Origin of the sequence: Corynebacterium argentoratense (assembly GCF_021491455.1) — a bacterium.
GTDB classification, from domain to species: Bacteria; Actinomycetota; Actinomycetes; order Mycobacteriales; family Mycobacteriaceae; genus Corynebacterium; species Corynebacterium argentoratense_A.
In genome coordinates this window covers 224777-245385 of record NZ_JAKETN010000004.1, presented here as the reverse complement: position 1 = coordinate 245385, position 20609 = coordinate 224777, and the positions used below count along the sequence as shown (strand labels likewise).

The following is a 20609-nucleotide window of genomic DNA, read 5'->3' as shown; positions in this document are numbered from 1 at the left end:
AAAAGAAGACAACACCGCTATGCGTGATTACGTAGAAATTGGCATGGGCCGTGAGGCTCGTCGCTACTACAGCTTGAACGACATTGCCATCGTCCCCTCCCGCCGTACCCGCAGCTCCAAGGACGTGGACACCACCTGGCATATCGATGCCTACACATTCAACATTCCCTTTGTTTCTCACCCCACCGATGCGCTCGCAACGCCGGAGTTCGTCATTGAGATGGACCGCCAGGGTGGCCTCGGTGTTATTAACGCCGAAGGTCTCTGGGGTCGCCATGCTGATCTGGAGGGTGCCATCCAGCAGGTCGTTGAAGCAGCGCGTGATGAGTTCGACTGCATTAATGAAGGCAACACGCAAGGTATCGCAAAACTGCAGGAGCTCCACGCGGCACCCCTGGATACCGAATTGCTGAGCGAACGCATCGCCCAGGTTCGTGCCTCTGGGGCCACCGTGGCTGTGCGAGTATCGCCGCAAAATGCCCGAGAACTCGCGCCTGTCGTGATCAAGGCAGGTGCCGAACTACTGTTCATCCAAGGCACTATCATCTCCGCTGAACATGTGGAGGCAGGCGGGGAGCCCCTCAACCTCAAAGAGTTTGTGGGTTCCCTGGACGTGCCGGTGATTGCAGGTGGCGTCGGTGATTACACCACTGCACTGCACTTGATGCGCTCCGGTGTTGCGGGTGTCATCGTTGGTTCTGGCCAGTCAACGAACGACCTTGCCTTGGGTGTGAGCTCGTATATGGCAACCGCCATTGCTGACGTCGCAGCAGCTCGCCGTGACTACCTGGACGAAACCGAAGGCCGATATGTCCACGTCATCGCTGACGGGGAAGTGTACCGTTCCGGGCAGGCTGTGAAGGCTTTCGCTTGCGGAGCTGACGCAGTGATGCTGGGGATGCCGCTGTGCATCGCACAGGAAGCCCCCGCCCCCAACACCTACTGGCCTTCCGTCGCCGCGCACCCGCGTTTTCCTCGAGGTGCAGTTGACGAGGTCTTCTTCGAAAACTTCGCTGGCGGCCAGCCCACCCTTGAGACCGTGCTGCATGGTCCTTCGGCTTCGGCTGGCGGCGAACTCAACTTCGTAGGCGCGCTGCGCCGTACCCTCGCTAAGTGCGGGTACACCAACCTCAAGAGTTTCCAAAAGGTCGACCTTGCAGTAGAGCGCTAGGCGCAAACAAGCAGCGAGCACGAACACACAATCCGCAGGTATCACGTAGGTAGCCTAACCACGGGTGCGGTAGGGTAGTGGACGTGACTGATAATGCGACCGTAAACCACCGTCCAGTGCTGGTTGTCGACTTCGGAGCCCAGTACGCGCAACTCATCGCACGCCGCGTACGCGAGGCCAACATGTACTCCGAAGTCGTCCCGCACACCGCAACAGCCGAAGACATTCGCGCTAAAGATCCAGCAGCGTTGATTCTCTCAGGTGGACCCTCCTCTGTGTACGAAGACGGCGCACCCAAACTCGATCCCGAAATCCTTGAACTTGGTGTTCCCGTATTCGGCATCTGCTACGGCTTCCAAGCGATGACCCACGCCCTCGGCGGCGTTGTCGCCAACACCGGCATCCGCGAATACGGCCGCACAGACATGATGGTCGACGGCGGCATCCTCCACGAAGGCCTCGACACCACCCACAAAGTCTGGATGAGCCACGGCGACGCCGTCCACCAAGCCCCAGAAGGCTTTACCACAACCGCGCACTCCGAAGGCGCCCCCGTCGCAGCCTTCGAATGCAAAGAGCGCCGCATGGCAGGCGTGCAATACCACCCAGAAGTACTGCACTCCCCGCATGGCCAACAGGTTCTCGTGCGCTTCCTCACCGACATCGCCGGCCTGGAACAAAACTGGACCGCCGCCAACATCGCCGAAGAACTTATTGACGCCGTCCGTTCACAGGTAGGCGACACCGGCCGCGCCATCTGCGGACTCTCCGGCGGCGTCGACTCCGCCGTCGCAGCAGCCCTCGTACAACGAGCCATCGGAGACCGACTCACCTGCGTCTTCGTCGACCACGGACTCCTCCGTGCAGGCGAACGCGAACAAGTCGAAAACGACTTCGTCGCAGCAACCGGCGCAAAACTCGTCACCGTCGACGAACGCGCCAACTTCCTCAAGAAACTCGCCGGCGTCACCGAACCAGAAGCCAAACGCAAAGCCATCGGCGCAGAATTCATCCGCTCCTTCGAACGCGCAGTCGCCGGAGTCCTAGAAGACGCCCCCGAAGGCTCAACCGTCGACTACCTCGTCCAAGGCACCCTCTACCCAGACGTCGTCGAATCCGGCGGCGGCACCGGCACCGCCAACATTAAAAGCCACCACAACGTCGGCGGCCTTCCCGACGACGTCGAATTCGAACTCGTCGAACCCCTACGCCTACTCTTCAAAGACGAAGTCCGCGCAGTCGGCCGTGAACTAGGCCTCCCCGAAGAAATCGTCAACCGCCAACCCTTCCCCGGGCCCGGCCTCGGCATCCGCATCATCGGCGAAGTCACCGAAGAACGCCTCGAAACCCTCCGCGCCGCCGACCTCATCGCCCGCACCGAACTCACAAACGCAGGCCTCGACGACCAAATCTGGCAATGCCCCGTCGTACTCCTCGCAGACGTTCGCTCCGTCGGCGTCCAAGGCGACGGCCGCACCTACGGACACCCCATCGTCCTACGCCCCGTCTCCTCCGAAGACGCCATGACCGCCGACTGGACCCGCATCCCCTACGACGTCCTCGAAAAAATCTCCACCCGCATCACCAACGAAGTCCCCGACGTCAACCGCGTCGTACTCGACTGCACCTCCAAGCCTCCAGGAACCATCGAATGGGAGTAAACAAGTAGATTCTTGGTTGTTGTAGCGGCGGCGTGTTGTCGGTGTTCGACTACATTCGCCTAAGGGCTCATAATCGCTCACATCGACACCACGCCGCCGCTTAGATGAAGGTCAAGACTACTTGGGGTGGTAAGCGGAGAGAATCGTTCGTGTCAGAACCCTGACCCGCCGCTTCGATAAAGCTCAAGACTTACTTAGCCTCCCCGAGAAGAAGATAAGGTGCGCTGCGGATTTTTCCACAGCGCACCTTTTGCATCCCACCCGCTAAAAAGAGCTAACCGTTAGTTGTTAGCACTCGCAGGCTCGGGAGCAACCGTCTTGGTAACAGTCACAGTCGGGATAGGCGTTGCACTACCACCGGTAGCTGCATCTGCATCGTCAGAATCCATGATGGGGTTGCCTTCCTCATCGAACTCTCCGGTCTCTCCGGGCTGCAGCGGCGGGCCATCGATGCTGTTGTTGGTGTTCACTTCGCCAATACGTGCATGCAAGTCGATGGTCAAGCGCTCACCAGAAAGCATGTCATTCAAGTATCGATTGTCCTGGCAGAAGGTGGAACCCACTCTCACGGAGCATTCAACAGTCACAGGCACGTGGTGGGGCAGTATCACGGTAAACGATCCCACACCACCGTCGACCGTGATACGACGGGGTTCATCGAGAGGCTCCAGATCACTTAGGTCCAACACAGCTTCACCATTGCCCAAGTCGTAGTAGTCCGCTAAGGATTCAGTATCGGGAACATAGATCTCTTGGCTCTGGGCGACAATCGTGGTGTCGCGATCGATGGAACCAATACCAATCACCATGCCAGCGATACCAGTGAGCGTTGCCAGAACAAACGCCCCCAAAGCAGCCCATCCTCGCGCGTATGCCGCGAAAGTGAAGATCGCGAAGAACGCAACGATGGAGATCGCGAAGATCACAGCCGTAAACGTTTCAGCCGCACCCCCTCCGAGCAGCATCGTGGTAGCCAAGACAAGCAGCGCAATACCCACGCCAAAGACGAAGAAGAACCATCCGAGGACCCGCAAAAACACACTGGTTGGAGCGGTAGTATTCGTCTCTGTCACAGGCGCGGTGATGGGAGCGTAAGGCGTTGCGGTAGGCATGCTCTCTGTGCCAGGCAACCCTTCAGACATCTCGCCGTATGGCTCAGACGATGTGTCGGAGGTTTCTCCGGTGACGGGATCCAGCGCAGCACTGTCGAACTCTGGTGCGTCGCTTTGCTCCGGCATCTGTGCCTGCTGGTCCGGATCATTTAAGTTTGGGTCTTGAGGACCAGGGTCGTTCGAGGGAGGAGTGCTCATGAGGGGGCTCGTTTCGTAGCTAGGTTGATAAAAAGACTGTTCAGTCGCCGTTTGTGGTCCGTAAGCCTGCGGATTCGGGTTTGCCCGTGGCCCCGTAGTGGGAGGAAAACCTGCAGGGGGCTGGGGCTGCTTCATGTACAAAAGCCATGCGACCAGGGCCACTCCGACGAGGGCAACCATCGCACCGATGGAAAACAGTGGCATGTCCCCGGCGAAGAAGCGGAAGGGGAAGAACCCGAACAGTGCCGACAGTACGATCAAGACGATCGCAAGGTCGCGGTCACGCGAGACACGCGGGTCTTTGTTCCAGTTGATCAGTGCGCCGGCGGGGCTGACAGTCAGTCCCTCCCGCGGCATTAGCAACCAGCACAGGACGTACAGCCCTACGCCGATGCCCACCAGCGTGGTGAGTATGAAGATGATGCGGATAAGGATGGGGTCGATCTGGTAGCGGATGCCGATACCTTCACAGACACCGCCGACGACCTTCTTGTTGGCGCGGAAGGGGCGTGTAGACCACGCTGCGCTGAGGGAACTTTGTGCCGGCTCCTGCGGGGGAGGGGGCGGCAGTTGGGGGTTGTTGGTGTTCATGCTTTAAGTATCGGCGTGGGTTGAAAGGAAAACATCAGGGTTTTCCCCGATTTTTTAAAGATCAGGGTGTGGTTGGATTGTGAGCATGAGTTCTTATCCCGCGTTCGTGCGCAGCGCCGATGATCGGATTATTGGGGGCGTGGCAGCAGGCATCGCCGCCCAGTTTGGCGTTAATGTGTTTTTGATGCGCCTGTGCGTGGCGGTGATTTCTGGCGTGATGCCTCTGTTCGTGCTGCTGTATGCCGCTTTGTGGGTATTGCGTCCGGTGGGGAAGGTGCAGGGTGTGGGGTCGAAGGTTCCCCAGCCTGTGCAATTGTTGTTTGGCGTCGCTGTGTGGGCGGTGCTGTTGTTTGTGGTGTTTCCGAGTACGTATTTCGCGGTGTCGTTGTTGCCTTTGGGGGCTATTGCGGTGGGGGCTGTGTTGGTGTGGCGCGCGTGGGATAAGAATTTGGATGCTGCTGGGGGACTTCAGGAGCGCGGTTTTGTTGTGCCTGTGGGCGCTGGGATGGCGTTGGTGTTTGCAGGGTTGTTGTTGATTTTGGCGAATTGGGAGAACCGCGCGGCGTTTGTGGGCAGTATGGTTGCTGCTGCGTTGACGTTTGCTGGGATGGTGGCGTTGAGTTTGCCGTTGGGGGTGCGGTTGTGGCAGGAGCGTACGGCGCGTGCGGCGCAGGATGAGCGTGCTGCGATTGCTTCTCAGTTGCATGATTCTGTGCTGCAGACGTTGGCGCTGATTCAGAAGCGCAGTGATGACGCCGCGGAGGTTGCGCGTTTGGCGCGTGGGCAGGAGCGTCAGTTGCGTGCCTGGTTGTTTGATTCTCCGGTGGAGCAGGAGTCTGTGTTTTTGGCGATTGATCAGGCTGTGGCTGAGGTTGAGGATTTGTTTGGGGTGCGTATCGATACGGTGAAGGTGGGGGAGGATGTTGTGGCTGATGCTGCTGGTAGTGCTGCTGTGGGGGCTGCGCGTGAGGCGATGATGAATGCTGCGAAGCATTCGGATGCGGAGTCGATCAATGTGTTTGTGGAGCATCGGGGTTCGCGGTTGGAGATTTTTGTTCGAGATAGGGGGAAAGGTTTTGACGTCGCGTCGGTGGCGGCTGATCGTCATGGGGTTGCGGAGTCGATTGTGGGTCGGGTTGAGGGTGTTGGGGGTAAGGCGTTGGTGAAAAGTGGTGCGGGGTATGGAACTGAGGTTTCTTTGAGTGTTCCTGTTGTAGGGTGACAGTCATGGTTAAGGTCTTTTTGGTGGATGATCACCCGGTGTTCCGTTCTGGTTTGCGTGCGGAGTTGGGTGCTTTTGCTTCGCTGGAGATCGTGGGGGAGGCCGGTTGTGTTGGTGAGGCTGTCGAGGGGATTGTGCGTACTGCTCCGGATGTGGTGTTGCTGGATGTGCACATGCCTGATGGTGGTGGTGTGGGGGTTATTCGTGGTGTGCGGGCGTCGGGGACGGTGGAGCGTCCACAGTTTTTGGCGTTGAGTGTTTCGGATGCTGCTGAGGATGTTATTTCGGTGATTCGTGCGGGGGCTCGGGGGTATGTGACGAAGAGTGTTGGGGGTGCGGAGCTCGCGGAGGCTGTCGCTCGGGTGGATTTGGGAGATGCTGTGTTTTCTCCTCGTTTGGCTGGTTTTGTGTTGGACGCGTTTGCTCAGCCGGATCCGTCGGTGGACCAGTCTCGTGGGGGTGCTGAGGCGCTGAAGCCTGATGTGGATTTGGTGGACCAATTGACGCCTCGGGAGTTGGAGGTGTTGAGGCTTTTGGCCCGGGGGTATACGTATAAGGAGATTGCGTCGGATTTGTTCATTTCTGTGAAGACTGTGGAGACGCATGCGTCAAATATTTTGCGCAAGACTCAGCAGTCGAATCGTTATGCCTTGTCGCGGTGGGCGAGGGAGCGCGACCTCGATTAGAGGGAGGTTAAAAGTGTAGAACACTCAGGCGTTGCTATTCGCACACATGTGTGTCATGATGTGCTTATGGTTGGAACGAGTGTTCGGAACCTCCCCAAGGGGGAGGTTCACGCAGATAAGCAGGCTGTCATTAGCCAACTGCGTTCTCGTTTGCCCGGTGTTCCACAGTGGAGCGCCCCTGTCCCTGCAGTAACCACGCTGTGTGAGGGGGTGGAGTTGAAGCGCCGCAGCATGAACATTATTAATGATTGCCCAGCGCTTGTAGTGGAGCTTGCTACCCGAATAAGTGCTGGTGGTGGGTGGGTTGTCCTCATTGCTTGTCCGGATATTAACCTTGCGAACGTTGCGGAACATGGCCGATTGGATCGCATCGTGTGGATCCCCAACCCGGGGTCTATAACTACTGCAGTGCAGCTTTTTGTTGAATCTGCAGATCTTATTGTTTGTGGTGGCTTCGACGCTCACCCCGCCGCTATCCGCGCATTACGGTCGAAAATAAACTCTAAAGATTCTTCCGCAGCGGTGATGTTCATCGATTCGCACGTATCGCACACAGCGCACGGTATGCGCAAGGCATCTGCTTTTGGGACGGGCAGCATGGACCTGGAGATCGATGCCTACGTCCAACACCTGCACGGCCTCGGGCAGGGGATGGGGCGTATCCGTGGCGTTGATATTGCGATCAGCGCGCAGACACGCAGCGGCCACAAGCATCGCGGCGTCATTACAGTCGGTGAACAAGACAGGCGGGCCATCATTAATATGCACAGCGCTAGGCACACGCAGGAGGAAGATTATGCGTACGGCAGTGCTGTGGTTTCCTGACTGGCCGGTCGTGGCAGTTCGGCGTGCACACGGTGAAGCACACTCAACGCCCGTGATCATTGCCCAACAACATGCGGTTTATGCCTGCTGCGGGGCAGCACGAGCCCACGGCATACGCAGGGCAATGCGGCTACGCTACGCCAGGGCACTAGCACCCGAGGCATTAGTGTTCGACCGCGACGACGACCTGGCGGCGCGCATGTTCGAACCCATCGTGCAATCGCTATCCCACATCGCAGCCACATGCGAAGTGCTACGTCCCGGGCTACTGGCGCTCAACATGGATGCGGTGCAGCGCTACTACAAGCAACCCGAAGACACCCTAGCCCAAATGCTCATCGACGCCAGCGCATCCGCAGGGGTGGACTGCTTCATCGGTATCGCCGACACTATGCACACCGCACTCATCGCCGCACGCCGACAACATATCGTGCCGCCGGGCGGCTGCGCAGACTTCCTAGCGCAGCAACCAGTAGGGGTACTGCACGCCTGCTACGAGGAAGGCACCGAACTACCAGGACTGCTGATCGAGATGGGAATACGAACACTAGGGCAGTTCGTCGAACTTGGGCGCACAAGCATCGGCGACATTGCCTCGCGTTTCGGCGCGGCAGGCATAGAGGCCTACGAGATCGCAACAGCCAGAGCACAACGCGACGTCATCACCCAAGAAAAACAAGAGGAACTCGCGGTGTTCGTGGAACCAGAATTGCCAATTACTCGCGTAGACGAGGCCGCATTTATCGCCAGAACACTAGCCGCACAGTTACACGAGAAACTTGCAGCAGCCGGTGTGGTCTGCGACCGCGTAAAAATCCGCGCCTACAGCAACCACGACGACATGCACGAACGCGTCTGGCGCACCCGTGACGCACTGACAGAAGCCGCAACCGCGGAACGCGTCCGCTGGCAGCTCGCTGGATGGGTCAGCGGCCCCCTTCGCGGCATCGAACTCATCCCACTAAGCATGCACACCCCCAGCACACGAAGCGTGCTAGACGATGACGCCGCGGACGACAGCGCTGTCGCCAGGGCCATCGCAACCGCGCAAGCCCAATGGGGTGCCGAACAAGTGATGATTGCCCACGCCGCAGACGGACGTTGCCCCACGCAACGCGTCGAGTTCCTCCCCTACGGAGACCGACCACTAGAAGACGAATCCACGACCACTCCCTGGGTGGGAGCGATCCCCGGACCCCACCCTTCACGCATCTTAAGCAAACACGTGGATGTCGTCGATTCCACAGGACAAGCAGTCATCGTCAACGCTGAGGCCGAACTGAACAAACCAGTCGCCGCACTGATCGTAGAAGGTACGACGCACGCAGTCACCGCATGGGCGGGGCCCTGGGCAGAAGACACCGGATGGTGGACTGCTACGCCGACACGCAGAGCATTCCTACACGTCGCCACCAGCGAACAAGCATTGCTTCTAACCTGGTCAGACGGCCGGTGGATACTCAGCGGAGCCTACTAACCCCCAACCACTAGCCGCGGATGTCGACAACCACGCGGGTGGGATTGTCAAGAAGCTCAATGGAATGAGGGTGCTTGCCCTTCATACCAATGATGAACTGGCTATGCCCCTCAAAAGTGCCACCGTTAACAACCTGCTGAACCACAGGCCCATGGCCAGGAACCGGCGCCAACACAGGATCCTCAATACCCAACTCGAAAGGATAAGTAGTCCCATCGATATTGATATTGAGGAAGGTATCGCCCTCCACCTCAATCGGATGCCCACTAGCCTGCTGAGTCGGAGCATCAACATAATCAGCAAACCAGCCCGGAGTCCCCTGCCCCTGAAGCTCGAAAACCACACGATCGAAACCCTCGTGGGTGCCGGTGCGCATGGTGGTCACAACCAACTGGGCAGGGGCGCCAGCGGACTGAGTCTTCTTAGCTTCGTTCGCCTCACCCAAAGGCAACAAACCAGCCTGCGGAGATGACGCGGCGGTGCTGCTATCCAACGTCGTGGAGTCTGTCGTTGACGGTGCCTGGCCGCACGCCGACAAGCCCACGAACAAGCCTGCAACACACAGGCCAGAAAAGGCGCGTACTCGGCGCGTGCTGAATGCACTGGAGACATGAAACATACCCGGAAGCCTAACCGAGCAGCCGCCAGGGGAGGGAGCCCATAGGGCCATTCTGCACAGGTTGTAACGCGATTGTTAGACAATTGTGAAGTTTCGACCCAGCCAGCATCACCCCCAAGGCGCCTATAGTAAGAGCATGACTACATGCTCCACCAACGTCACAGAACCGCTAGCCGGAACCGCAAAAACCGGCACCCTCTACGTCGCCCTGGAGCACCTCCACGGGTGGGGACGCGACGTTAGCGATGGCGAAGCGTTCGGCCACGAACTCAACGAAAAAATCACCGCCCACCTAAGGGCCGCGCGAGCATCACTACAACTCATCCGCAAACCCGGACGCAGCGGCCAACACCGCAAACAACGCTGGCTCTACCTGTGCTACACCGGCGACGGACACACCGAACCATGGATGGAAAAAATGGCCGTCGACGGGCCCGAAGACCTCCTACGGCTCGACCTCAGCGGACCCGGACGAAACACCCACCTAGGTGCACAACCCACCGAAGACCCCATCGTCTTAGTCTGCACCCACGGCAAACGAGACAAATGCTGCGCCCTCAAAGGCCGCCCACTAGCCGCCGCCATGCAAACCTGCTTCTACGGCGACGACGTCTGGGAATCCTCCCACACCAAAGGCCACCGCTTCGCCCCCTCCATGATCCTGCTGCCCTGGGGATACTCCTTCGGCCGCCTAGCATCCGGCCCCGCAATCGAGATGCTCAAAACCTTCCACCAAGGCCAACTATTCCTCCCCGGCAACCGCGGCCGCGGATGCTTCGACGCCCCCGGCCAAGTCGCAGAACTAGTAGTAGCCAACGCCCTCATCGGCGAAGGCGAAACCGTCGCGCCGGGCAGCCTCATCGTCGAAGCAGCCGACAATGAGCATGAAAAAAGCGCCGGAGAAGCACTCCGGCGCGTCATCCACCCTGACGGCCGAACCTGGGATGTCTACCTGGAGCAACGCGACGTCAACAATGTCATCACGTCCTGCGGCGACGAACCCAAAAAGGGCCGAGCATGGGTAGCTGTTAGCGGCGCATAATCTTCTTGGACAACCAGTTGCCGAACAACTGAGCAACCTGCACGATCACGATAATCACAGCGGTCGCCACCCAGGTGACATTCCAGTCAAACGCTTGGTAACCGTAGGTGATGGCGAAGTTACCCAAACCGCCGCCGCCGACATAGCCGGCCATCGCCGACATATCGACAACCGCGATAAAGGCAAAGGTGTAGCCCAGCACCAGCGGGCCAAGGGCCTCGGGGATAATCACCGTGCGAATGATCTGCCACGGGCTTGCACCCATCGCACGAGCCGCCTCGATGACACCAGGATCAATACTGACCAGGTTTTGTTCCACGATGCGGGCGATACCGAACGATGCGGCCACAATCATCACGAACATGGCAGCGTTTGTACCGATGGTGGTGCCAACAACACCGCGGGTGACCGGGCCAAGAGCCGCCAACAAAATAATGAACGGGATTGGGCGAATAAGGTTCACCACCACGTTCAACAAGCTGTACAGGCCCTTGTTCGACAAGATTCCGCGCGAACGCGTGGTGTACAGCAGCACACCCAGTCCCAAACCAATGATGCCGGCAATAATCAGAGTGCTGACAACCATGTACAGGGTGTCAACGATAGCTTCTTCGAGTTTGGGAGTCAGACGATCCCAATTGGTTGCAACATAGGTGACGTTCATCGGATTTCCTCGCAGTCAGTGGTGGAGCGCAGACGGTCGTAGAACCCCTGCACAGCATCCTCATCGCCAGTCAGACGAACGGTCACTTTGCCGAAACTGTGGCGCTGCAGGGTAGTCACACCGCCATGGACGATGGAGATGCGGGCGCCGGCCTCTCGGGCAGCGGCAGCGGCAGCGAAGAATCCGGAATCCTCGGTGAGGTTAACGGTAAACAGTCGCCCCTCGCCGGCAAGCAGATCATCGGCCTCAACCATGTCTGGGGTGTTACGCAATGACGTCGCGACAAAGCGCTGCGCCACGTCCGTTTTCGGCGCGGAAAAGACGTCGTAGACCGAACCGAACTCCACCACGCGGCCATCCTCCATCACGGCGACTTTGTCGGCGATGGAACGCACCACATCCATTTCGTGAGTGATGACTACGATGGTGATGCCAAGCTCCTTGTTGACCTTTCGCAGAAGCTTGAGCACCTCCTGGGTGGTGTCAGGGTCGAGGGCGCTGGTGGCCTCGTCCGCCAACAGAAGCTGCGGATTTGTCGCTAGCGCTCGGGCAATGCCGACGCGCTGCTTCTGGCCACCCGACAGCTGCTCCGGGTAGTTGTTACCGCGATCGCTCAGACCAACGAACTCCAGGAGCTCATTGACCCGAGCCTGGCGTTCACGCTTCGGCATTCCGGCAAGCTGCAAGGGGTATTCAATGTTTCCCGCAGCTGTACGCGACGTCAGCAAATTAAATTGCTGGAAAATCATGCCGATGCCTCGTCGAACATCGCGCAGCTTCTTTTCCGGCATACCAACAATGTTGGTTTCGCCGACCAGAACCTGCCCACTGGTGGGGGTTTCAAGGCCGTTGATCATACGGACAAGGGTGGATTTGCCGGCGCCAGAGTAGCCGATAATGCCAATGACTTCGCCCGGCTCGACAGACAGGTTGATGTTGTCGAGCGCAGTGACGCTGCCGCCCTTGGTGTCAAAAACTTTGGTCAGGTCGCGAAATTCTACGCGCGTTCCTGTCGCCATGGTGGTCCAATCTAGCTGGGTTTTTAAGAAAGCTTCTTGAGGATTTCTATGAGCTCAGCCTTGGGGCGGTTGACTCGGATGGAGGTTCCGTTGGTGTCTTCAGCCTGAGCCTCAGCGACCTCGGGGGTGTGGTAGATCTCGATGAACTTCTGGATGGCCGGATCATCTTGGTTTTCTTCGCGGGTGGCGATGACGTTGATGTACGGATCCGAGGTTTCACCAGTGGGGTTATCCTTGTACGCTGCGCTCGCTGGGTCAATTCCGGCGCGGCCCAGGAAGTTGTTGTTGATGACAGCAGGCTTGCCCTCACCATATGCAACGGTGGTTTGCTCAGGGGCGATTGGATTGATCTTCACCTTTGACGCTGCTTCGTCAATATCAGAAGGGTTGGGGGTGATCAAGCCTTCTTCTTTGAGCTTTAGCAGACCAGCGGTGGCGAGAACGTTGATCGCACGAGCCTGGTTGGTCGGATCGGAGGGAATAGCGATGGTTTCGCCCTCGATGCCGTCGATGGAATCGTGGCCCTTCCAGAACACCGACAGGGGGACAATGTAGGTGGAGGCCACCGGCACGAGGTTATCGTTTTCGCCCTTGTTGTACTGGGCGAGGAACTTCAAATGCTGGAAGGCGTTGGCGTCGATGGTTCCCTCGGACAATGCCTTGTTGGGTGTGGAGTAGTCGCTGAAATCGACTACTTCAAGATCCAGGCCAGCGGCGTCTGCTTGCTGCTCGATAACTTCCCACGCCTTGGAGGACGCTTCAGTGGTGCCGACGCGCAGCTTCAGATCTTGGTCGTCATGGGAGCACGCAGCCAAGGTAGAAACGCTGATGGCTGCTGCTGCTACGAGGCCGGTGATGCGGCCAAAACGGCGGATAGTGGTGTTAGTCATGTTAGTTACGCTCGCTATTCTCGATGCGCTCGAGGATCTTCTTCAGGTCTTCCTTGGAACGCTTGACGGGGACGGAGGTGCCGCGGGAGTCCTCAGCCACAGCTTCGGTGACCTCGGGGCTCTGCCAGATTTCGACCAGCTTGGCGATGTTTTCGTTGTCCTGGTCCTCTTCGCGGGTGACGAAGGCGTTGATGTAGGGCTCGGCTTCTTCGGAGGAAGGATCATCCTGGAACACGGAGGACTTGGGGTCGATGCCCGCGCGGTCGAGGAAGGAGTTGTTGATGATGGCCGGGCGGCCTTCGCCGTAGGCGACCGGGGTCTGGGCGGCATCGACGGGGGTGACGGTGACCTTGGACTTGGCCGGGTCAATGTCGGAAGGGTTGGGGGTGACCAGGCCGTTTTCCTTCAGGGTGACAAGCCCTGCTTGGACCAGCACGTTGATTGCGCGGCCCTGGTTGGTCGCGTCAGAGGGGATAACGACCGACTGACCTTCGATGCCGTCGAGGGAGTCGTGATCCTTCCAGAACAGTGCGAGGGGGACGATCTCGGTCGAACCGACGGGAACCAGGGTGTCGTTTTCGCCTACGTTGTACTGGGCTAGGAATTTCAGGTGCTGGAAGAGGTTTACGTCGATGTTGCCTTCCGACAAAGCCTTGTTGGGTGTGGTGTAGTCGGAGAAGTCGACGACCTCAAGGTTGATGCCTTCATCTTTGGCCTTGCTTTCGAAGACTTCCCAAGCCTTCTTGGAACCATCGGTGGTGCCGATCTTAATGGTGTCGCCGTCGTTGGCATTTGAGCATGCTGCGAGGCTCAAAGACAGTGCGCCGGCGAGGGCTAGTGCACCGATGCGGCGGATGTTGTGGTGGGACATGGTGTCTCCTCAAATTTAATAGACAGAGCTTTCTAGTTTCGTCGGGTAGCTTAGCAGCAGATCGCAAAAGTGTACAGCTCGGTCTAAAAATTGTTTTAGATGTGCGAAAAAATTGCCCGACTGTTCTATTTTCGCTATTATGTTCGCATGTCTACGTTCGACCCGGGGTATGGTTGGAACGGCGCAGGTTTTCTGGGGCCGGCCGACTCTAAAGGTTCACCTTTGCCCTGGTCAAGCCTGTCTAGCCTGCTCGATTCTGGCACGGTAGGAACCTTGAAACCTGCCCGGAATGTGCTGTCTTTAAAGGAAAAGGGCGCAAGTAGGATCGCTGAAGAGTGCGAAGGTGGTATTGAACAGCATGGTACAGCTGCGCAATCGGCGGTACCCTTCGCGGAACTCCACGCCAGCAGTAACTACAGCTTTCTCATCGGGGCGAGCTCCCCGGCAGACATGGTCCGGGCTGCACAAGCGAGCAGCCTGAACGCACTCGCCCTATTAGAACGCGATGGGCTCTACAGCGCTGTGCAATGTGCAGAAGCCGCGGCGCAGACAAGCGTCGGCACCATCTTCGGCGCCGAACTCACCCTGAGCCCAAGTATCATCCTTCCCGTAGTGGTCACTGGGTCGGAAGGCTACAGGCGACTATCGCGGACAATTAGTGACGCCGCGTTGGCTGCAGGCTCCAAAGGACAACGCTGCTATCCGAGTGTTGAGGAGCTAGCGGATATCGCCCAAGGCCATTGGATTGTCCTGGTAGACGCCTCGCACGATGAGGAACTCATCACAAGGATTCTCGCTGCCTTCGGCCACGACAACGTGTTTGCAGAACTTCCGGCAACTGGGCAAGCCGATGATTACGATCACCACGTGCGCTTGCGTGCAACCGGGGCGCGATGCATCATCAGTACTCGCCCGCGGGCAGCAACCAAAGGGGACGCCCGGGTTGCAGCAGCAAAACAAGCACTCCACAATAAGCAACACTTGGGCGCTGCTCAAGGGCAGTTGCACCCTCTGGGTGCCACGTGGATCAAAAGCGGCGCATCCATCCTCCGACGGTACCCAGATTGTGCGGATGCAGTGGCCGCCACAATAGAAGTCGCGGAGCGCTGCACCTTCGAGCTAGACCTAGCCACCGCGCATCTACCCCCCTTTCCCGTGCCAGAAGGTACTACGGAAATCTCCTGGTTGCGCCAACTATGCGAAAAAGGGTGGAGACGCCGCTATGGTGGCGCGCCTGCGGACGTTGCGCGCGCAGCATGGCTGCAGGCAGTGCATGAACTCGACGTCATTGAACAATTGGGATTCCCGGGATACTTCCTTATCGTTCACGACCTCACCGAATTCGCCAGACGCAACACCATCTTGTGCCAAGGCAGGGGCAGCGCCGCCAATTCAGTCGTGTGCTTTTGCCTGGGCATCACCAACGTGGAACCCATCGCAAACAAGCTGCTGTTTGAGCGCTTCCTGTCCGCAGAGCGCGATGGCCCACCCGACATCGACATCGATTTCGAATCCGGCCGCCGCGAAGAAGTCATCCAATACGTCTACCAACGCTACGGTCGCAACAACGCAGCGCAGGTCGCCAACGTCATCACCTACCGCACCAAAGGAGCTATACGTGACGCCGCCCGCGCACTCGGCTACCCCCAAGGAGTATGCGATGCGTGGGCCTCAGGGCAGGCAGCAAGTCAGCCGCCCGAACGCGTGCTCGAACTCGCCCAACAGTTGAAGTCGAGCCCACGACACCTGGGCATTCACTCGGGCGGAATGGTGATCTGCGACCGCCCCATTGCAGAGATCGTTCCAGTGGAATGGGCGCGCAAGAAAGGGCGAAGCGTCATCCAATGGGACAAAGACGACTGCGCCGCAGCCGGCTTAGTGAAATTCGACCTCCTGGGCCTAGGGATGCTCGAAGCCCTGCATCACGCTATCGACCTAGTCCAAGAGCAACACAATAGGACGATCGAGCTGTGGCAGATCGACTGCCAAGACCCAAAGGTCTACGAAATGCTGTCACGGGCAGACGCAGTGGGCGTGTTCCAAGTGGAGTCCCGGGCGCAACTCAACACACTGCCACGGTTAAAGCCGCGCACTTTTTTCGATCTGGTGGTCGAGGTTGCCTTGATCCGCCCAGGTCCCATCCAAGGCGGCTCGGTGCACCCCTATATTCGTCGGCGCAATGGTTTGGAGCCAGTTACCTACGACCATCCGTGCCTGAAACCTGCTTTGGAAAAAACCCTCGGCGTGCCGCTGTTTCAGGAACAACTCATGCAGATAGCCAAAGACGCCGCGGGTTTTAGCGGGGCAGAGGCCGACAGTCTGCGCCGAGCAATGGGTTCGAAGCGTTCGCCCGAGCGCATGAACGCCCTCAAGCAGCGCTTTTTCGAAGGGCTGAAAACTGCCCAAGGCATCGAGGGCGCCACAGCTGAGGTTCTGTGGAACAAAATGGTGGCCTTCGCCTCCTATGGTTTCCCCGAGTCTCACTCGCAATCCTTCGCTTCATTGGTGTTTTATTCTGCCTGGTTCAAGCTGTATTACCCTGCGGAGTTTTGCGTGGCACTGTTGCGCGCCCAACCGATGGGTTTCTATTCGCCGCAGTCGCTCATTAGCGATGCCAGGCGTCACGGCGTCAAGGTTTTGCCCGTGTGCGTGCAGGCCTCTGCTGATCAGGCGCGGGTGGAAAATGGCGCTATCCGCCTAGGTTTGGGCAGTATCAAGGGGGTGGGTTCTCGGGCTGCGCAAAGGATTGAGGGCGCCGCACAGGACGGCCCTTTTAGCTCGATTGCTGACGTCGCGTCGCGCGCCGGGTTGAGCGTGGCGCAGGCGGAATCCTTGGCGCGGGCGGGGGCGTTTGCGTGCTTTGGTCTGACGCGGCGTCAGGCGTTGTGGGAGGCAGGGGTGGCTGCGACGCACAATCCGGGGATGCTTCCGGGGATCGACATTATTCATGCCCCTGCGTTGCCCGGGATGAGCGAGTTGGAGCTGCTCAGTGCAGATATTGCGAGCACCGGGGTGACACCAGACAAGCAGCCGATGGAGTTGTTGCGTGAGGCGTTGGACGCACGCGGCGTCATCAGTGCAGATAACTTGATGGCTGTGGAGGATGGCACGCGCACATGGGTTGCGGGGGTTGTTACCCACCGGCAGCGCCCTAGAACTGCTGGTGGTGTGACGTTTCTGGGCATGGAAGACGAGACAGGTTTGATCAACGTTGTTCTCAGTCCGGGTGTGTGGCGGCGCTATGCCCATGTGGCGGGCAGCGTGAAGACCTTGATGGTCCGGGGGATTGTGCGTAATGCCTCTGGTGCGGTCAGTATCGACGCTGATGCGTTGGCTCCTTTGCATGCAGAATCACTTAGTCGAGGTAGTCGAGATTTCCGTTGATGCTTATGTATAAAGGTCTGCATGGATAACAATGACGTCGCGGGACCTGCCGTCGCTTTCGACGCTATGGGTGCGGTGGGGCAGCAGTTGCGTCCGGTGTCGGATAGTTTGATTAAGGCGCGTCTTTTAGCGCGGATGCCTGTGTATGTGGTTGCGTTTGTTGCTGCGCTGGCTGCGGCGGTGCTGCATAGCCCGTGGTGGTGGATTGCGGCAGCTCTAGCTGGGGTGAATGCTGGGTGGCAGTTGTGGTTGATTCCGCATCAGGTGCGTTGCATTGGGTGGGCTGAGGGGGAGAACGATCTGTTTATTTCCCGCGGTAAGTTGTGGCATACGACAACCATCGTTCCTTATGGGCGGATTCAATATATTGATATTGATTCGGGCCCGATCGATTCGCGTTATGGTTTGGCCAACGTGAGTTTGAATACCGCCAGCACGAAGAGCATCACGAAAATTCCCGGTTTGCCTGCGCAGGAGGCGGAGGAGTTGCGGCGGCGTGTGTCGCAGAAGGCGAAGACACGAATGAGTGGTATGTGATGCGTAAGGTTGCGCGCGTTACCCCGTTGATTGAGGCGTGGCAGTTATTTGTTGCGCTGGCATTTTTTGCGATTACACAGGGGCGTCGTGGGATTGTTGACGCCGCGGTGGCTGTGCAGAGCAGTTCACTTGTGGGATCCCATCAGGTGGCAATGGCTGCGGTTGCTTTGGTGGCTGCGATTGTGGTTGCTTGTGTGGCGTGGCTGTTGTCGGACATTTGGTGGCGGGCACGTGGCTACAGTCTCGATGGGGAAGAGATTGTGTTGAAGTTTGGTGTGCTGTCGAAGGAACAACGGGTTGCTCGCTACGACAGGATCCAGGCGATCGATATTGTGGAACCGCTGCTTGCTAGGTTGTTCGGTCTGGCTGCGGTGCATGTGGAAACCGCGGGCGGGGAGGATACCCGGCTGGAGATTAAGTATTTGACTCGCGCGGATGCTGATGCGTTGAAGCGGGAGATTTTGGGTGTCACCGCAGACACACATATTGACGCTGCGACGGCCGCTGCCACCACCGATGTTGCGATTGACGCTTCCACTGCTGACTCTGCTCCCACTGCTGACGCTGCCGTGATTCCGATGAAGCGTTCGTTGATCGCTGCCGCCTGCACCCTGTCCACTGTGGTGGGCGCTGTGTGGCTGATCGTTTCCTTCGCGGTGGGGCAGTGGGTGTCAGCTTTTGCTGCGGTGTCGATGGTGGCGGGCGCTGGGTGGAAGATCGTCAATGGTTCATGGCTGTATCGCTATCGCGTGGCGCGGGTGGATGGGCGGCCTGCTTTAGCTGTTGAGTACGGTTTGAGTACCCGGACCAGCAAGAATGTGCGCCTGGACAAGATTCGTGGTGTGCAGATTACTCAGCCTGTGCTGTGGCGGCTGCTCGGCTGGTGGCGCGTGGAGGTTTCTGTCGCCGGCTACGGGGTGCTTGATGACGCCCCGGTGGTTCTGCCTGTTGGGCAGTGGGACGACGTGGTCGACGTCTTGGGTTTGGTGGCGCCCGGTGTGCGGGTGGAGCCGACGCCTCCGCCCCGCGTTGCTGATGAGGACTACTTAGGCTCTGGTGACGGTGGAGCTGAACAGGCAGGTGGCTTTATGCGCCGTGGCGCAGTGGGGGTCTATCAGTGCCCGCCGGTTGCGCGGAGATTCGGGCCGGTGCATGCGCGGGTTTCAAGGCTGGTTTTCGGTGGTGAGGATGCGGCATCTGTGCTGTATAAGGGCTGGTTGCGGCGCAAGATTAGCATTGTGAAGCCCGCCGATGTTCAAGAGGTGAGTGTGACGCGAGGGCCGGTGAGCCGGGTACTCGGGATCGGGACTGTCCGCTTCGATTTGGTGAAGGGGCCAACCTCCTTCGAGGTGGATGACCTGCTGTGGGAGGATGCCGTTGGTATTGCCACAGTGATGCGTGGGCGTTGCTTAGATCAGCTTGCCTCCCCCTAATTGGGTAAAAATTTAAACAAAATATTCAATGAGCTGAACTTTGCTCTAGGGTATGATGTGAACATCCGCTTAAAGGGAAGGTTAACAACCATGTCCATTCGATCCAGGCGTCTTAACGGACCTGCAGCTCGTGGCACTGCTCTTGCAGTAGCCGCACTGATCGGTGCAGGCAGCCTCGCAGCATGCAGCAGCGATGATGCTTCCTTCAGCAGCTCATCAGAAAAGGCTGGTACCGGCGAACTCAATGTCGTAGCTACCACAACCCAGATCTGCGACTACGTCAAGCAGATCGACGCACCCGACACAAATCTCACCTGCCTCCTTGCCCCCAACGCATCTGCGCACGAACATGAGATGACCAAGGAGCAGATGAAGGCACTGTCCGAGGCGGACTTGATGCTCGTCAACGGTGTCGACTTGGAGCACTTCCTCGACCAGGCCGTTGATTCCAGCGGTTTCAAGGGCACGATGGTTGTGACCACCGGTATCCTCAGCGCAACTGATCTTGATGGCAAGCCGGTCAGTGACGCAGACCTTCCCTACACCATCGACCGTGGCATCAAGAAGATCGACGTGCAGCCCTGGCCCTTCCCACCGGAGGAAGGCGAAACCCAGGCGGAGTTCGCGTACGACCCGCACGTGTGGACTTCCCCAGAAAACGCGAAGATTCAGGTCGAAAACATCGGCCATGCATTCGAGGAAGCCCGCCCCGACCAAGCAGATGTGTACAAGAAGCATGTGGGGGCCTACACCCACAAGCTTGATGAACTCAACACCTGGGTGAAGGAGCAGATCAACACGATCCCCGAACCCAACCGTGTGCTGTTCACCAGCCATGATGCTTTCGGTTACTTCTCTAAGACCTACGGCATTAAGTTCATCGGTGCAGCTCTGAGTGACTTCAACGAGCAGCAGGATGCGACCGCTGAGCACATCGCCGATGAAGCACAAAAGGTTAAGGACTCCGGTGCCGTTGCCTTGTTCGCGGAGAACTCCAACAACCCCAAGTCCATCGAAGCAATCGCCAAGGCTGCTGGCGTGAAGGCCGTCATCGGTGACGACGCCCTTTACGGCGACTCCCTCGGCCCGGCTGGTAGCGAAGGTGAAACCTACATTGGTTCCATCGTCCACAACGTCACGAACCTCGTGGATGCTTGGGGCGGACACGCAACCCCGCCGAACTTCAACTAAGACCCTCTTTATCTGG

The 20609-nt window shown here is 58.4% G+C and carries 17 protein-coding genes; 11 read left to right on the top strand and 6 right to left on the bottom strand.

The features are described 5' to 3' along the window. Positions 1-19: 19 nt before the first annotated feature. Positions 20-1171, top strand: a complete 1152-nt coding sequence (locus L1C91_RS07100) for a GuaB3 family IMP dehydrogenase-related protein (RefSeq protein WP_234858646.1) — start codon at positions 20-22, stop codon at positions 1169-1171. 83 nt (positions 1172-1254) lie between these two features. Continuing rightward, the gene (guaA, locus tag L1C91_RS07095) at positions 1255-2832 is read left to right on the top strand and encodes a glutamine-hydrolyzing GMP synthase (protein WP_234858645.1); all 1578 of its coding nucleotides are present in this window, start codon (positions 1255-1257) and stop codon (positions 2830-2832) included. A gap of 281 nt (positions 2833-3113) precedes the next feature. Here guaA and L1C91_RS07090 read toward each other — a convergent pair whose 3' ends face one another. Then, the gene (locus L1C91_RS07090) at positions 3114-4733 is read right to left on the bottom strand and encodes a PspC domain-containing protein (RefSeq protein WP_234858644.1); all 1620 of its coding nucleotides are present in this window, start codon (positions 4731-4733) and stop codon (positions 3114-3116) included. 85 nt (positions 4734-4818) lie between these two features. Here L1C91_RS07090 and L1C91_RS07085 point away from each other — a divergent pair, with 85 nt between their 5' ends. The 4 genes from L1C91_RS07085 to L1C91_RS07070 all read left to right on the top strand — a co-directional run bounded on the left by L1C91_RS07085 (position 4819) and on the right by L1C91_RS07070 (position 8943). Further along, the gene (locus L1C91_RS07085; RefSeq protein WP_234858643.1) at positions 4819-5955 is read left to right on the top strand and encodes an ATP-binding protein; all 1137 of its coding nucleotides are present in this window, start codon (positions 4819-4821) and stop codon (positions 5953-5955) included. Positions 5956-5960: 5 nt separating this feature from the next. Beyond that, positions 5961-6641: a response regulator gene (locus L1C91_RS07080; RefSeq protein ID WP_234858642.1), complete on the top strand. Its 681-nt coding sequence runs from the start codon at positions 5961-5963 to the stop codon at positions 6639-6641. Positions 6642-6707: 66 nt separating this feature from the next. Next, positions 6708-7466 (top strand): hypothetical protein, encoded by a 759-nt coding sequence (locus L1C91_RS07075; protein WP_234858641.1) that lies wholly within the window; start codon positions 6708-6710, stop codon positions 7464-7466. Next, a complete protein-coding gene (locus L1C91_RS07070) occupies positions 7438-8943 on the top strand; it encodes a DNA polymerase Y family protein (protein WP_234858640.1) in 1506 nt (501 codons plus the stop codon). Before L1C91_RS07075 ends, L1C91_RS07070 begins: the two co-directional genes overlap by 29 nt. Before the next feature lie 10 nt (positions 8944-8953). Here the strand turns inward: L1C91_RS07070 and L1C91_RS07065 are convergent, their stop codons facing one another. Next, positions 8954-9562, bottom strand: a complete 609-nt coding sequence (locus L1C91_RS07065) for an AMIN-like domain-containing (lipo)protein (protein ID WP_052726940.1) — start codon at positions 9560-9562, stop codon at positions 8954-8956. Positions 9563-9698: 136 nt separating this feature from the next. Here L1C91_RS07065 and L1C91_RS07060 point away from each other — a divergent pair, with 136 nt between their 5' ends. Further along, on the top strand, positions 9699-10604 hold the full coding sequence (locus L1C91_RS07060) for a sucrase ferredoxin (protein WP_046203792.1): 906 nt from the start codon (positions 9699-9701) through the stop codon (positions 10602-10604). Here the strand turns inward: L1C91_RS07060 and L1C91_RS07055 are convergent. From L1C91_RS07055 to L1C91_RS07040, 4 genes are read right to left on the bottom strand one after another with little or no spacing between them, the layout of a single operon-like run. Continuing rightward, positions 10591-11268 (bottom strand): methionine ABC transporter permease, encoded by a 678-nt coding sequence (locus tag L1C91_RS07055; RefSeq protein WP_046203793.1) that lies wholly within the window; start codon positions 11266-11268, stop codon positions 10591-10593. The two genes, L1C91_RS07060 and L1C91_RS07055, sit on opposite strands and share 14 nt — an antisense overlap. Then, on the bottom strand, positions 11265-12287 hold the full coding sequence (locus L1C91_RS07050; protein WP_046203794.1) for a methionine ABC transporter ATP-binding protein: 1023 nt from the start codon (positions 12285-12287) through the stop codon (positions 11265-11267). The genes L1C91_RS07055 and L1C91_RS07050 overlap by 4 nt, the downstream gene beginning before the upstream one ends. 23 nt (positions 12288-12310) lie before the next feature. After that, positions 12311-13177 (bottom strand): MetQ/NlpA family ABC transporter substrate-binding protein, encoded by an 867-nt coding sequence (locus L1C91_RS07045; RefSeq protein ID WP_234858639.1) that lies wholly within the window; start codon positions 13175-13177, stop codon positions 12311-12313. A 1-nt stretch (position 13178) separates the two neighbouring features. Then, the gene (locus tag L1C91_RS07040; RefSeq protein ID WP_234858638.1) at positions 13179-14048 is read right to left on the bottom strand and encodes a MetQ/NlpA family ABC transporter substrate-binding protein; all 870 of its coding nucleotides are present in this window, start codon (positions 14046-14048) and stop codon (positions 13179-13181) included. A 147-nt stretch (positions 14049-14195) separates the two neighbouring features. On the opposite strand from L1C91_RS07040, the gene L1C91_RS07035 reads away from it, so the two are divergent. From L1C91_RS07035 to L1C91_RS07020, 4 genes are all read left to right on the top strand, one after another. After that, a complete protein-coding gene (locus L1C91_RS07035; RefSeq protein ID WP_234858637.1) occupies positions 14196-17432 on the top strand; it encodes an error-prone DNA polymerase in 3237 nt (1078 codons plus the stop codon). A gap of 21 nt (positions 17433-17453) precedes the next feature. Continuing rightward, positions 17454-17969, top strand: coding sequence for a PH domain-containing protein (locus tag L1C91_RS07030; protein WP_234858636.1), 516 nt, complete (start codon positions 17454-17456; stop codon positions 17967-17969). Next, positions 17969-19402 (top strand): PH domain-containing protein, encoded by a 1434-nt coding sequence (locus L1C91_RS07025; RefSeq protein ID WP_234858635.1) that lies wholly within the window; start codon positions 17969-17971, stop codon positions 19400-19402. The genes L1C91_RS07030 and L1C91_RS07025 overlap by 1 nt, the downstream gene beginning before the upstream one ends. A gap of 90 nt (positions 19403-19492) precedes the next feature. Beyond that, positions 19493-20593: a metal ABC transporter substrate-binding protein gene (locus tag L1C91_RS07020; RefSeq protein ID WP_234858634.1), complete on the top strand. Its 1101-nt coding sequence runs from the start codon at positions 19493-19495 to the stop codon at positions 20591-20593. The last annotated feature ends 16 nt before the right edge of the window (positions 20594-20609 follow it).